We start from the raw sequence: 12,753 nt of genomic DNA on the forward strand, positions 1-12,753 counted from the left end.
ATATTATTTTCCAAGACAAAAACTAAATGTAGTAATATTGAATACAATGTGGGGTTATTCTTTGAAGCAGTTGAAGTCTTTAAATAAAATAATTTTATTCAAAGAGTGTACGTATTTATATTTTAAAATTTCATAATCGGGTAATTTATATGTGGTATAATATATTGACTCAAACAAAATAACATTTGATATCATTGATCGTCGGAGGTGGAGATAATGGAATATTTTAAAATTTTATTACAAAGAGATATTGAAAAATTTGATTTCACTTTAATATTGAAGGAAAAGGATATTTGTTATATTAAAGGTAATGCGAAAGGGTCTTTAGCAGTTAAATATAATCCTGAAAGTTATAATATTTTGATGAGAGATGATAAAGTTTTTGAAAAGTACCAACTATCCTCTATAAAACAGTTAATGATGACGAATGAAAAATTTGAATTTTTAAGCAATAGTTCTAAATTAAAATTTTTAAACTTGGTGAATTTTAAAGTAAAAGAACTAACTGATGAAGAGATTGAGGAATTGTATGATTTTGAAAATGCAGATAATAGAAAAAGAATAGAAATTTTAATTAATGAGTATGAAATTAACATTAGTGAATATATTTTTAGAACAAGTGAGCAGAAAAGAATGATTAAGGTCCAAAAAAATGGTGTTATTGGAGTAGACCAAAATATAATAGATAATGATATTGATTCAATAAAAAAAGTAATGGATTTATTAAATTATGGAAATGGAATAAAGATATGAAAAAGGTTTGGAATGGCTTCAAAACCTTAGTTATTACTATTTTAACAGTTTTAGTTGCAAGTAATCACACTAATTTTATTTATGTTGGATTAGAGAGAGTGGGTCTTGCTGATGAGACTATAAAAAAAGTGATATTAGGAGCTCTTATCACTTTTGCTATAATATTAATAGAAGCTTTTTTATCATGTTTATTCAAAATTTTAGGAAAAATGTTTTTAGTGTATTTATCGAGAATAACTATACAAGTCTCAATCAATAATTCAGGTAGACAACCAAATAAAATAGTATTTGAACCTTTTAATGGAGAGTATGAAGAAAAGATAATAGCATTAAATATTGCTATAACACCTAAAGGAAAATTAATAATGAAGATATTAAAAAAATTGAATTTTCAATTTTCAATTTTCTTTAATCCTAAAATATTAGATGTTGAACCAATTAACAATCCAAATTTTAGTGAAATTAAGGATGTTAGTAGTAACATGGATAGAATTGACTATTCCATATTAATGAATTATGACTTAGACGCAATTAATCATCTTCAATATGAGAAGACTATAAAATTCATTGTAAAACCTAAAAGAGTTGAAGATGATCAATGTAATCTAAGCTATAGTATTAAATCAAATATCTTACAAACAAAGGTAAAACATTTATGCGAATTTAGTTATGAAAATTTGTCTGTAATATGTCGTGAAAGGTGAGTTTATGGTTAAATTAAATGCATGTATAAATGAAGTGAAAACATTCAAAGGTATAGTGAATAATGTGGTCAAAGAACCAGTATCCTCATCTGTTAAGAAAAAAGCTATTCTTGAAAAAATGTCTGATGAGGAGAGAAATTATTATCATTCATTCGTAGAAGAAAATGAATTAGAAGAATTAAGCTTACCTTTTTTGAAAAATAATATATATTTAAAGAAAGTAAAAGCCAAATTAGAATATCCTAGGAAGAAGAAGTTGAACGAGAATGGAATATTTTTACCGAAAAGTGATCGACTAAATATTGCCTATGTAGATGTTTATTTTTTAGGGCTAAACAATAGATTTTATACAGTTATTACTACTAGTAATAAAACATGGGTCAATAGAATTAAAAATTTAATTGGCAGTGAGAATTTCATAGTTAATGATGACTTGGATATAGATAATGATATATTTAATTGGCTTATGTACTTATATGAAGAAAGAAACGGTAATATAAGTGAAAAACTTAAAATTGAAAATATAAGTGGTTTTGTAGGGAATATAGCTGATGATACTAACGTTTTTTCGGGTAACTCTAATCAAACTACTGAATTAACAGTTACTAAGGCATTTATTAGTAATGGTGGAGAACTAAAAAAAGTAGGTACTAGAATTAGACATGATGAAATAATAGATATAATATTTTTTATCGACCATAAGTCGAATATTTCTATAGATTGTGTCTCGTCAATTGATTTAATTCTATTAAATGGGGTTAATACTCAATTAGGCAAAGAAGTTTATTATATGCTTTATATATACTGTTATTTGATCAATGAATTAAAAAAGCGATACGCCGTTGAATCAAAAGAGTTTATGAATACTAAAAAAAGAGCATTTTCCAAAAAAATTGGTTTAGAAGTTATAAAATCTATAATGATTGAAAATGGAATAGAACTGAATGAACTGAAATAAGTTCATTCAGTTCTATTTTAGAATATCAGAGTAATTGCACTTATATTAAAGTTTTTATGTTATTTAATTTAAATTATTAACAAAAAACCGCATCACTATCCGATAAGCAGAGGCGTATCATAAATAAAACTAAAACCTTTTGAAAAAATTATTTTGTACAATGAATGCCAAAATAAAGATTGGTTATAATGATAAAATTGTAGTTTAATTGGAAGGATATAAATAATGATTAATATAAATTTTAATGACTGGGAAAAGTCTGTAAATCATTCTTTAATTTAAATAAAGCTAAGCTAGAAAGTTACATACAATGGTACCCATTTTCAAAATTAACTGAAAATAGTAAGTGTATAATATTAAGTGAAAAATTTTCTTAAATTTTATCAAAAATGGGGCTATTTTTAAGGAGTTTAGATTGTCAAATTAAGCTGGACAGTTTATCATCTTCGATGAAACTCATAAATACTTCCAATGGTGTTCTATAACCTAAAGATTTTCTAGGACGATGATTGATTTTTTGAGCAACACTGATGATATGATCATCCGTTACTAAATTGAAATCTAGTTCTTTATCTAATCCACTGCGTCTAATTATTCCGTTAGAATGTTCATTTAAACCTCGCTGTGATGGCGTGCCTGGATCAGCAAAAAATATAGATATATCGTGACAGTTACATATTGTTTTCCAGTTTGAGAACTCCTTACCACAATCAAAAGTAATTGATTTAAATATATGAGAAGGTAAAGATGAAAACATTGAGTGTAGAGCGTTTTCTATATCAGTTACCTTACGACCTAAGGGTCGTAAGGTGATAATCATCTTGGATACTCTTTCTACCAAAGTAATGATTGCACTACCATGACGACGACCAACAATAGTATCTCCTTCAAGATGCCCAAACTCCTTATTGAATAAAGGAAATTCTTCTATTCTTTCAGAAATATGTCTTTTAAAAGTCTGTTTACCTCTTTTTTCAGAATGACCATTTACATCATTAGTAGAATGACTACTATTTTCGTCCCATGATTAGCGCTACTTGCTTTAAAATATCGTTCTCTATTCTCATAGAATTTGTCCAATTAAGTGTAGACGATTCACATCTTTTACATCTTTCGTATCCATATTTCCAATTATTGCTTGCAACCACACCTCCAATTGCTGTTCATCAAATAACCCATGTCTCATTTTTAAATACTTATATCTTAAGAATTATGAATATATAGAGAACGTAAGTTCTTGATTTGTTATAATTATTTGTAGTAAGAGTTTTCATAATAAAGTAGACTGTAAAATAGGAATTTAAATTATGAAAATATTATTTTTTATTTTTTTATAATTCAAAAGGATGATTAATCTGATGGAAAACAACAATTTAAAAAATGAGCTTTTAAACGAGTTAGATAGTCAAAAAGAAATAGTATTAAACGCATTGAACAATATAAATTTTTCGAATGTAATTTATTTAATATTTGAAGGAGCGGTCTATTTTTTATTTTTTGATGGAGTATTTAATATAATTAGGGTGCTTTTTCCCCAGTTAAGAAAATCTGTTAAGGCATATAACGGAATAGAAAATGACTCCTTATATTATTTTGAAAGCATTTCAAGCAAGACTTATTCTGAGTATAAAAAGCAAAGAATTAATAGAACATCAGAAGAAGAAATCCATGATATTTTATCACAGATTTATATAAATTCAAAAATATCTACAAAAAATATCATTTTTATAAGAAAGGATTAGCATTGGTACTTTGGGGGATTTTAGGAATTTTAATTTTGCATTCTATCGGTATTATTTTAGTTAAAGCGGGAGGTTTTTAAATATGAAAATAAGAGGCTATGATTACAAGGCAAGAAAGAAAAAAGTTGAAGAAATCTTAGAGAATACTAATTTTATACATGAAGTGGAAAGATTTCCTAATAATGATGATTTTACATATGAGAATGGCTATAAAGCTTGGCTTAGTGCAATTTTTGTAGATTTAAGAAATTCTACTAAATTATTCACAGAAAATAGAGAAGTAGATGTTGCCAAGGTGATTAGAGGCTTTACGTCTGAAGTTATAGAGATTTTATAAAAGGATACTCAAGATAAGGAATTGAAAGAAATTGGTATTAGGGGAGATTGCGTATTTGCTGTATATTCAACTGCTAGCAAAGAAGAAATATTTGATGTCTATCAACGTGCAGTTTACATTAATACCTATTTAAAAATGTTGAATAAATTATTAGATAAAAGAAATCTTCCAAATATCAAAGCAGGTATTGGTTTAGCTGCTGATGAAAATTTAGCAGTAAAGGCAGGTAGAAAAAGTTCGGGTATAAATGATTTTGTTTGGATTGGAAAAGCAGTAACAACAGCATCGAATTTAGCAGATCTTGGGAATAAAGAGGGCATTTGTCCCATTGTGATGTCAGGCATTTTTTATTCTAATTATATTGATGTTGAAAAGAATGAAAATTCTAAAAATTGGTGGACGAAAGACAGTGATATACATAATGGCACATATTATCATGGTAATGTTGTAAAAGTAAAATTTGATGAATGGATTAAGTCAGGTATGATTGATTAAGGTTTAATAATGTTTTGAAATGGTTTAAATAAGGGGTGAGTAAATTGATAAAGAAATTAGACAATTTAGATTATGAGTCAATAGAAAAAATTTCCAATATATGGTTAAATTCTAATTTGGAAGCTCATGATTTTATAAAACGTGAGTATTGGATTAGTAACTTCGATAAAGTGAAAAAAATGTTCCCAGATTCATCAATTTACGTGTATTATGCTGGTAATCAAATTGTTGGATTTGCTGGCTTATATGAGCAATATATTGCAGGTATTTTTATTACAGACAATTACCGTAATAGAGGTATAGGAAGTTTATTATTGGAAAGATTAAAAAGCGATTATAATGGACTTAATTTACATGTATATGAGAAAAATGAAGGAGCCATTCATTTTTATACAAAACATCAATTTGAAATAAGATCTAAGGAATTTCAAGCAGAAACTCAAGAATATGCATGTCTTATGAAATGGGATAGTAATATAAGTTACAAAAGTAACAATAAATAACATTTAATATATAAAGCTTTTATGATGTTTATGTAAGTGATTATTATGATTAAGCATATTCTTCAAATTAAATAATAACAAGAATAAAAGGCGCTTAGCGACATTGAATTTATTAATCTAGGAAACTAATAGATTTATATAAAATTTTATTTGTAAGGGAAAAATTTTGAAAAAGTAGTATTTTTCTATCTTTTCATAATACATTGTAATTACAACGGAGGTATATTGTGATGAAGTGTATAGATAAAACATGGGTTAGCTATTATAAAGAATTAGCTGATAAGTTAACAGATTATCAAAATAAACGTTATGAATTAATTGAAATAGTGAAGGAAGTATATAAAAAAACGGGAATAAAATTCCCTACTTTAGCAAGTGATAATGTATTGATGGATATAGATCCTTTTACAATATTTGCATTATTTAATAAAAATTCTATGAAAGAAACTAATAAGATAAAAATTTTAACAGAATTAGCTTCGGAATTGAATATTAAGTCCAAAATTCCGTCAGTTTTTGACAGTATTCCAACAGTCAATAATCTGAATGCTACATATTATAATTTTAAAGATTATGGAAAAGATAATGATATAGAGAACCTGTGGACATTATTTACCGCTGCATTAAATTTTGCGAATTATCCATCAGAAGATAATAAATTAAAATTTATACATAGTTTTGATAAGAATATTACTAAAACAGGAAATGGGAATAGTAAGATTACGAGTGGTTTGTACTGGATTGCACCTGAAACTTTTGCTAACTTTGATTCACGGTCAATTTGGTACATTTTTGATACATATAAACTCCCTAAAGAATTGATTAATGAACAACTTAAACCTAAAGAAAAATTAACAGGTCGACATTATTTAGAATTGATAGATATGTTAAAGCTAGTTTTGAAGTGCCAGGAAGTAGAGATTAATGATTTTATTGATTTAAGTTATGAGTCTTGGCATTATTCTGAAATGATAAATGAAGCTAACAGAAACAAACTTGATTCTAATATCAAAGAAAATGTTGTCAGTGAAAATGACAATATAATACAAAATAGAAGTAGAACAACTGAAGTTATACCATATGGAAAACAAGAATTCTTAGATGAAGTTTTTATTGATGAAAGTGATTATGATAGGTTAGTACAACTTTTAAGAAGGAAGCGAAATGTCATACTACAGGGACCGCCTGGTGTAGGAAAAACTTTTCTTGCAAAACGTCTTGCTTATTCATTGATTGGCAGTAAGTGTAAAGAACGAATTAAATTAATTCAATTTCATCAAAGTTATTCATATGAAGATTTTATTATGGGATATAGACCTACTAGTTCAGGTTTTGAACTGACTACGGGGACGTTTTATGATTTTTGTAAGAAAGCTGATAAAGACCGTGATAATGAATATTTTTTAATTATTGATGAAATTAATAGAGGTAATCTGAGTAAAATTTTTGGTGAATTATTTATGTTGATTGAAAGTGATAAAAGAGATGAAGAACTAATATTACTTTATAGCGGTGAGAGATTTTCTGTGCCTAAAAATATTTATATTGTGGGAATGATGAATACAGCTGATCGTAGTTTAGCAATTTTAGATTATGCATTACGCAGACGCTTTGCGTTTTATAATATGCAACCAGCGTTTCACACAACTAAATTCAAAAAACTTCTTAAAGCAATTAATAATACTGAATTAGAGTCAGTAATTAATTGTATAGAAGGATTAAATAAAGAGATTGTTCAAGACGATATGTTAGGTAATGGCTTTGTGATTGGTCATAGTTATTTTAGCAATATTGAATGTATCGACAAAGATGAACTTTCTAATATTGTAGAATTTGAGATTATTCCTATGCTAGAAGAGTATTGGTTTGATGAACCTTCAAAAATAAATGTATGGTCTGAAAAATTAAGGGATTCGATAAATAATGATTAATATTAAAAATATTTATTATATGTTATCTTATGCATTTACAGTACTTAACAAAAAAGGATATCAGAAGTTAGCAACAGAACAATTTGAAAATATATTTGATTTATATTCAGCTATTCTTATAAAAGGTATATCAAGTCAGTTAAATAGTGGACTTCATCATGAATATATAGAACAGACAGATTCTCTAAAAGTTATTAGGGGAAAAGTTGATGTTAAGAATTCTATACAAGGCTTAGGAGTTTTAAGTCAACGTATTAATTGTATTTATGATGAATTTTCATTAAATACATACATGAACAAGATTTTAAAAACTACAATGAGATGTTTAATAAAAACAGATATTTCTAGGAAGAATAAGATAAAGATCCGAAAGTTATTAATTCATTTTAATAATGTTGATACTTTAGATTATAGAAATATTCAATGGCATCATTTGTTTGATCGAAATAATCAGATGTATAAAATGTTGATATCTATATGCTCTTTAATTTTTCAAGGAGTAATACAAACTGAAAACAGGGGACAAAATAATCTTATGGCGTTTGTAGACGAACAACAAATATCTCGACTATATGAAAAATTTGTTCTAGAGTACTATAAAAAAGAATTTCCAGAGCTTGTTGTTACATCATCAAATATTCAATGGTCATTAGATAATTATGACAACGTGAATATGCTTCCTATAATGAGAAGTGATATTATGTTGAGATATAAAAATAAATGTCTAATTATCGATGCAAAATTTTATAAAAATACATTAAACAATTATTATGATACTAAAAAGATCCATTCAACTAACTTGTATCAAATATTTACCTACGTGAAAAACCAACAATTAAATTTAAAAAAGAAAGCAATGCAGGTCTCAGGAATGTTGCTATATGCTAAAACAGACGAAAATATTGATTTGAACAATAAGTTTCATATGAGTGGTAGTCAAATCATTATTAAGACATTAGATTTGAACAGTGATTTTACTATTATTAAAAAACAGTTGAATGAGATAGTTGATGATATATTTTACTAAAATAATATTAAAAATTTAAAAGTATAAAGCTATTAATTTTGATTAGTGATTTCAAAATGTTATTTTTAGAGGTTTAAGATTGTCATGAATTTAGTTTTATTTGTTCTCATGTTCAAGTTTCTTTATATCAACTTTTATTTTAGTAAACCTAAAAGAGTAGCAACTTCAAATTTCGCATTTATAGCTAAAAATAATTTTAAAATGCACATGTTTAAAGAATCAAAATTGTGCATTGTTAAATCATCATTCCCACCAAATCACTTATTTCATTTTAATTATACGCTAAGTAAATATAAATATTGAAAGAGAAAGAGTTAACATCAATTATAATAGTAAGACTACCATTTCCCGTTCCTGATCCAGTAATAAAAAGAAAGAGTAAATTATTGGGTAATATTGAAAAGGTAATAGTTTCAGAGATGATTATGAAGTTTAAACAAGGTACCGGTAGATTAATCAGAACAGCAAAAGATAGAGGATTATTGACTATATTGGATTTAAGAATGAATGATAAAAATTACCGCCATAGAGAATTAATATTAAATTCGATACCAATAAAAAATGAAATTAATGAATCCGATGTGATAAACTTTTTGACATCATTATAACTATACCTTTTTATATTGTACTTTGGAGGGGTATTTATGCTGTTAGATAAAAGAACTAGTAATTTCGTCATTAAAAAGAGCATTAATGACATAAGAACTATCTGTAGATTTAATTCATCATTTGGATAGATGGAGTCAGCACTCATCGATAAAGTGTCAAAATAAATTAAGAGAAACAGAAAAAATTACGAGTGTAAGTCATAAAGAGAATTGTTGCGATAATGCATGTATTGAACTATTTAAGTCCAATAGAATTTGAAAAGAGACTTACATAATTTAACCTATTTAACAATGAACTTATGTGTATAAGCCACTCTATACTAACTACTTAGGTTTCTTTTTGGGGGAATACTTATTATGTTTAACACAGAACACTTTTTTAATTGTCTAATATAATCTTACAATTGATAATTATATAAATTGAATATCATTCCCATTTTTATGTTAATATGTAATAAAGTGAAAAATTTCTATATTTGTGTTTTTAAAATATATAAGTTTAAAAAGGGGTTGTTTGTCTTTGGAAAATGAAGTAATTGAAGTAATAGAAAAATATAGAACAGATGTGGAAATAGAAAGTAATAAGTTGACCATAAAATTGAAATTTAACCCAATTAGCAAAAAAGATAAAGAACTAATCGATGTGCTGAATTATGTAATTAATCAAAAATACATTTTAGAATTTGGTGGTAATGATTACCAATGCTACAAGTTTCAGTCTTATTACAAAGGCAATGACAGATTCGAAAGGTTTTATAATAAATATTTTAATAATACAATAGAGTTGCATGCTGTAGCATTATTAAAAACCAATGTTGATATAAATACTAACTCTGTAGATATCAAAAAAGCGAATCAGATAAATATATATGCAGAAACTATTAATTCAATAAATGCAAAGAAGTTCATATACGAAGAAGAATTAAATGATATAAGTAACGTGGACTTAATGATTGCTGTTAATAATATTCAAAATACTCTTAATAATCAAATGGCACCCACTCATGAAGATTTATCAGTTTTGAAAAGATTTGCAAAATCATCTTCTAGTATAGCTAGCTTCGCTTCGGATATTATTACAATTTTAGGGGTGTTTTTAAAGTAGAAAATCTAATAATTATTATAGAATAAATAGGTTTAACTTTTGTTTAATTTACAGAAATAATTACTAATAAGGATTTTTAACAGAGAGAAGTGACTTATTTTGGAATATAAATCTTACAACAAAATGAGTAATAATATTTTATCTATCTTGTTAAGTGAAAAAAATTTCGATAATAAAATGGTAGTCTCAACAGGTAGTTATATTTTGTCTGAGTTGCCATGTATTGTTGCCTATAAAAATAATGATATTGTGGGGCTACTAACGTATAAAGTTTATGATGAGTACATTGAAATCATTTCTTTAGATAGTTTTGTAGAGAACAAGGGTATTGGTAGTCATTTACTTAATTATGCTGAAATAATTGCCTCAGATATGAGTAAAAGAAGTATCCGTGTTATTACTACAAATGAAAATATTAAGGCACTCTATTTCTATCAAAAAAATAAATATAGAATCACAGACGTTATTTTTGATGCTGTAACAGAAGCTAGGAAAATAAAGCCGTCGATTCCTACAATTGATAAAAATGGCATTGAAATTAGAGATGAAATTGTTTTGAGGAAATGTTTGTAATGTATAAATACACTCAGCTTTAAATCACCCTAGTTCATACCTAAAAGACTTTAACACAAACAAAAAAGGAGGAACATTAAATTCCTCCTCAACCTTTATTACTCATACTATAATTCTATTTTAATGTCTTCGTCCATTTGGGCTTCAAATTCATCTAGTAGTGCTCGTGCTTCTGCAATTGATTGTGTGTTCATCAATTGATGGCGAAGTTCGCTAGCGCCTCTTATGCCACGCACATAGATTTTAAAGAATCTTCGCAAGCTCTTGAATTGTCGTATTTCATCTTTCTCATATTTGTTAAACAATGATAAATGTAATCTCAATAGATCTAATAGTTCCTTGCTTGTGTGTTCACGTGGTTCTTTTTCAAAAGCGAATGGATTGTGGAAAATGCCTCTACCAATCATGACGCCATCAATGCCATATTTTTCTGCAAGTTCAAGTCCTGTTTTTCTATCGGGAATATCACCGTTAATTGTTAACAATGTATTTGGTGCAATTTCGTCACGTAAATTTTTAATAGCTTCGATTAATTCCCAATGTGCATCTACTTTACTCATTTCTTTACGTGTACGAAGATGAATAGATAAATTGGCAATGTCTTGTTCGAAGACGTGCTTCAACCAATCTTTCCATTCATCGATTTCATAGTAGCCAAGGCGTGTTTTAACACTTACCGGAAGCCCACCTGCTTTAGTTGCTTGAATAATTTCGGCAGCGACATCCGGTCTTAAGATTAAGCCGGAACCCTTACCCTTTTTAGCAACATTTGCTACAGGACATCCCATATTTAAGTCTATGCCTTTAAAGCCCATTTTAGCTAATTGAATACTCGTTTCACGGAACTGTTCTGGCTTATCTCCCCATATGTGAGCGACCATCGGCTGTTCATCTTCACTAAAAGTTAAGCGTCCACGCACACTATGTATGCCTTCAGGGTGGCAAAAGCTTTCAGTATTTGTAAATTCAGTGAAAAACACATCCGGTCTAGCTGCTTCACTTACAACGTGTCGAAAGACGATATCTGTAACGTCTTCCATTGGTGCCAAAATAAAAAATGGACGTGGTAATTCACTCCAAAAATTTTCTTTCATAATATATTTATACCCTCTTTATAATTAGTATCTCGATTTTTTATGCATGATGATATTACCACAAAAGCCTAACTTATACAAAAGGAATTTCAATAGATGCAACCATTTGAAAGGGAAGTCTAAGAGTAGTCTAAAATAAATGTTGTGGTAAGTTGATCAATACAAAGATCAAGGATTATCGTATTAAATTGTTCATTATTAATGATACACTACTTATGAATATGATTCAGAATTTTCTTTGGCTACTTTTACAGTAAAGCGATTTTTTAGTTATCTTATAACAAAGACAAATTTATAAAGGTGATATTATGGAAGGTTTAAAGCATTCTTTAAAAAGTTTAGGTTGGTGGGATTTATTTTTTGCGATACCTATGTTTCTGCTATTCGCATACCTTCCAAACTATAATTTTATAACTATATTTCTTAACATTGTTATCATTATTTTCTTTTCCATAGGTTTGATTTTAACTACGCATATAATTATAGATAAAATTAAGAGCAACACGAAATGATTCATTAATACGAATGTGATTAAACGTAAAACTGAAGGAGCGATTACAATGGCTACTGAAAAAGATATAAATGATTTGTTTTTAAATCATGTGAATTCAAACGCGGTTAAGACAAGAAAGATGATGGGAGAATATATTATTTATTATGATGGCGTGGTTATAGGTGGTTTGTATGATAATAGATTATTGGTTAAGGCGACTAAAAGTGCACGTCATCAATTGCAAGATAATACATTAGTTTCGCCATATCCAGGTGCCAAAGAAATGATATTAATTCCAGACATTACCGAAGCAATAAATCTCACTAATTTATTTGAGCTCATAAAAAATGATTTGAAAAACTAATCATAAATTGCCATACTCAACTATTTTGAAAAGTATCAATTTCATATTATCAAATTATTGAGTATC

At 27.5% G+C, this 12,753-nt stretch carries 16 protein-coding genes and 1 pseudogene; 14 read left to right on the forward strand and 3 right to left on the reverse strand.

Features of this window, described 5'->3' with window-relative positions; genetic code table 11:
• Positions 1 to 216 precede the first annotated feature (216 nt).
• Genes KI230_RS00275 through KI230_RS00285 form a run of 3 tightly spaced genes read left to right on the forward strand, consistent with a single transcriptional unit; the run spans position 217 to position 2,415 of the window.
• On the forward strand, positions 217 to 753 hold the full coding sequence (locus tag KI230_RS00275; RefSeq protein ID WP_045177900.1) for a hypothetical protein: 537 nt from the start codon (positions 217 to 219) through the stop codon (positions 751 to 753).
• Positions 750 to 1,457 carry a hypothetical protein gene (locus KI230_RS00280; protein WP_045177902.1) on the forward strand — a complete coding sequence of 236 codons (708 nt, stop codon included), beginning with the start codon at positions 750 to 752 and terminating at the stop codon, positions 1,455 to 1,457. Before KI230_RS00275 ends, KI230_RS00280 begins: the two co-directional genes overlap by 4 nt.
• A 4-nt stretch (positions 1,458 to 1,461) precedes the next feature.
• A complete protein-coding gene (locus KI230_RS00285; RefSeq protein ID WP_078104058.1) occupies positions 1,462 to 2,415 on the forward strand; it encodes a hypothetical protein in 954 nt (317 codons plus the stop codon).
• A 418-nt stretch (positions 2,416 to 2,833) separates the two neighbouring features.
• Here KI230_RS00285 and KI230_RS00290 read toward each other — a convergent pair.
• Positions 2,834 to 3,403: pseudogene (locus KI230_RS00290) on the reverse strand (IS30 family transposase); the annotation flags it as partial.
• A 75-nt stretch (positions 3,404 to 3,478) separates the two neighbouring features.
• Complete coding sequence (locus KI230_RS13820; RefSeq protein WP_255201793.1) at positions 3,479 to 3,601, reverse strand: hypothetical protein; 123 nt, start codon at positions 3,599 to 3,601, stop codon at positions 3,479 to 3,481.
• 172 nt (positions 3,602 to 3,773) lie between these two features.
• Here KI230_RS13820 and KI230_RS00295 point away from each other — a divergent pair, with 172 nt between their 5' ends.
• The 9 genes from KI230_RS00295 to KI230_RS00330 all read left to right on the forward strand — a co-directional run bounded on the left by KI230_RS00295 (position 3,774) and on the right by KI230_RS00330 (position 10,736).
• The gene (locus tag KI230_RS00295; RefSeq protein WP_224068187.1) at positions 3,774 to 4,157 is read left to right on the forward strand and encodes a Pycsar system effector family protein; all 384 of its coding nucleotides are present in this window, start codon (positions 3,774 to 3,776) and stop codon (positions 4,155 to 4,157) included.
• A gap of 82 nt (positions 4,158 to 4,239) precedes the next feature.
• Positions 4,240 to 4,494, forward strand: coding sequence for a hypothetical protein (locus KI230_RS13710; protein ID WP_224068186.1), 255 nt, complete (start codon positions 4,240 to 4,242; stop codon positions 4,492 to 4,494).
• 21 nt (positions 4,495 to 4,515) lie between these two features.
• Positions 4,516 to 4,989 (forward strand): hypothetical protein, encoded by a 474-nt coding sequence (locus KI230_RS13715; protein ID WP_224068185.1) that lies wholly within the window; start codon positions 4,516 to 4,518, stop codon positions 4,987 to 4,989.
• A 35-nt stretch (positions 4,990 to 5,024) separates the two neighbouring features.
• Positions 5,025 to 5,492 (forward strand): GNAT family N-acetyltransferase, encoded by a 468-nt coding sequence (locus tag KI230_RS00305; protein ID WP_228571367.1) that lies wholly within the window; start codon positions 5,025 to 5,027, stop codon positions 5,490 to 5,492.
• A gap of 230 nt (positions 5,493 to 5,722) precedes the next feature.
• The gene (locus KI230_RS00310; RefSeq protein ID WP_045177904.1) at positions 5,723 to 7,423 is read left to right on the forward strand and encodes an AAA family ATPase; all 1,701 of its coding nucleotides are present in this window, start codon (positions 5,723 to 5,725) and stop codon (positions 7,421 to 7,423) included.
• Positions 7,416 to 8,450, forward strand: coding sequence for a 5-methylcytosine-specific restriction endonuclease system specificity protein McrC (gene mcrC, locus KI230_RS00315; protein ID WP_000608224.1), 1,035 nt, complete (start codon positions 7,416 to 7,418; stop codon positions 8,448 to 8,450). The genes KI230_RS00310 and mcrC overlap by 8 nt, the downstream gene beginning before the upstream one ends.
• Positions 8,451 to 8,749: 299 nt before the next feature.
• Positions 8,750 to 9,058, forward strand: coding sequence for a helicase C-terminal domain-containing protein (locus tag KI230_RS00320; protein ID WP_001566849.1), 309 nt, complete (start codon positions 8,750 to 8,752; stop codon positions 9,056 to 9,058).
• A gap of 520 nt (positions 9,059 to 9,578) precedes the next feature.
• Positions 9,579 to 10,163 (forward strand): hypothetical protein, encoded by a 585-nt coding sequence (locus tag KI230_RS00325; protein ID WP_000426894.1) that lies wholly within the window; start codon positions 9,579 to 9,581, stop codon positions 10,161 to 10,163.
• A 99-nt stretch (positions 10,164 to 10,262) separates the two neighbouring features.
• The gene (locus KI230_RS00330) at positions 10,263 to 10,736 is read left to right on the forward strand and encodes a GNAT family N-acetyltransferase (RefSeq protein ID WP_000455976.1); all 474 of its coding nucleotides are present in this window, start codon (positions 10,263 to 10,265) and stop codon (positions 10,734 to 10,736) included.
• Between the two features lie 107 nt (positions 10,737 to 10,843).
• On the opposite strand, the gene KI230_RS00335 is transcribed toward KI230_RS00330, so the two are convergent.
• Positions 10,844 to 11,830, reverse strand: a complete 987-nt coding sequence (locus KI230_RS00335; RefSeq protein ID WP_000662030.1) for a tRNA dihydrouridine synthase — start codon at positions 11,828 to 11,830, stop codon at positions 10,844 to 10,846.
• Positions 11,831 to 12,138: 308 nt separating this feature from the next.
• On the opposite strand from KI230_RS00335, the gene KI230_RS00340 reads away from it, so the two are divergent.
• Together KI230_RS00340 and KI230_RS00345 are read left to right on the forward strand one after the other, a co-directional pair.
• Positions 12,139 to 12,342, forward strand: a complete 204-nt coding sequence (locus KI230_RS00340) for a DUF6007 family protein (protein WP_000398680.1) — start codon at positions 12,139 to 12,141, stop codon at positions 12,340 to 12,342.
• A 48-nt stretch (positions 12,343 to 12,390) separates the two neighbouring features.
• On the forward strand, positions 12,391 to 12,687 hold the full coding sequence (locus KI230_RS00345; protein WP_025175432.1) for a TfoX/Sxy family protein: 297 nt from the start codon (positions 12,391 to 12,393) through the stop codon (positions 12,685 to 12,687).
• Positions 12,688 to 12,753: the final 66 nt, after the last annotated feature.

The organism is Staphylococcus sp. MZ3, assembly GCF_018622755.1.
Taxonomy (GTDB): Bacteria; Bacillota; Bacilli; order Staphylococcales; family Staphylococcaceae; genus Staphylococcus; species Staphylococcus aureus.

Bases quoted from the DNA above. Each gene is read 5' to 3' on its own strand.
- KI230_RS00280 (WP_045177902.1), top strand. From the start codon at position 750: ATGAAAAAGGTTTGGAATGGCTTCAAAACCTTAGTTATTACTATTTTA.
- KI230_RS13820 (WP_255201793.1), bottom strand. From the start codon at position 3,601: ATGAGACATGGGTTATTTGATGAACAGCAATTGGAGGTGTGGTTGCAA.
- KI230_RS00335 (WP_000662030.1), bottom strand. From the start codon at position 11,830: ATGAAAGAAAATTTTTGGAGTGAATTACCACGTCCATTTTTTATTTTG.
- KI230_RS13710 (WP_224068186.1), top strand. From the start codon at position 4,240: ATGAAAATAAGAGGCTATGATTACAAGGCAAGAAAGAAAAAAGTTGAA.
- mcrC (WP_000608224.1), top strand. From the start codon at position 7,416: ATGATTAATATTAAAAATATTTATTATATGTTATCTTATGCATTTACA.
- KI230_RS00275 (WP_045177900.1), top strand. From the start codon at position 217: ATGGAATATTTTAAAATTTTATTACAAAGAGATATTGAAAAATTTGAT.
- KI230_RS00285 (WP_078104058.1), top strand. From the start codon at position 1,462: ATGGTTAAATTAAATGCATGTATAAATGAAGTGAAAACATTCAAAGGT.
- KI230_RS00310 (WP_045177904.1), top strand. From the start codon at position 5,723: ATGAAGTGTATAGATAAAACATGGGTTAGCTATTATAAAGAATTAGCT.
- KI230_RS00345 (WP_025175432.1), top strand. From the start codon at position 12,391: ATGGCTACTGAAAAAGATATAAATGATTTGTTTTTAAATCATGTGAAT.
- KI230_RS00340 (WP_000398680.1), top strand. From the start codon at position 12,139: ATGGAAGGTTTAAAGCATTCTTTAAAAAGTTTAGGTTGGTGGGATTTA.
- KI230_RS00295 (WP_224068187.1), top strand. From the start codon at position 3,774: ATGGAAAACAACAATTTAAAAAATGAGCTTTTAAACGAGTTAGATAGT.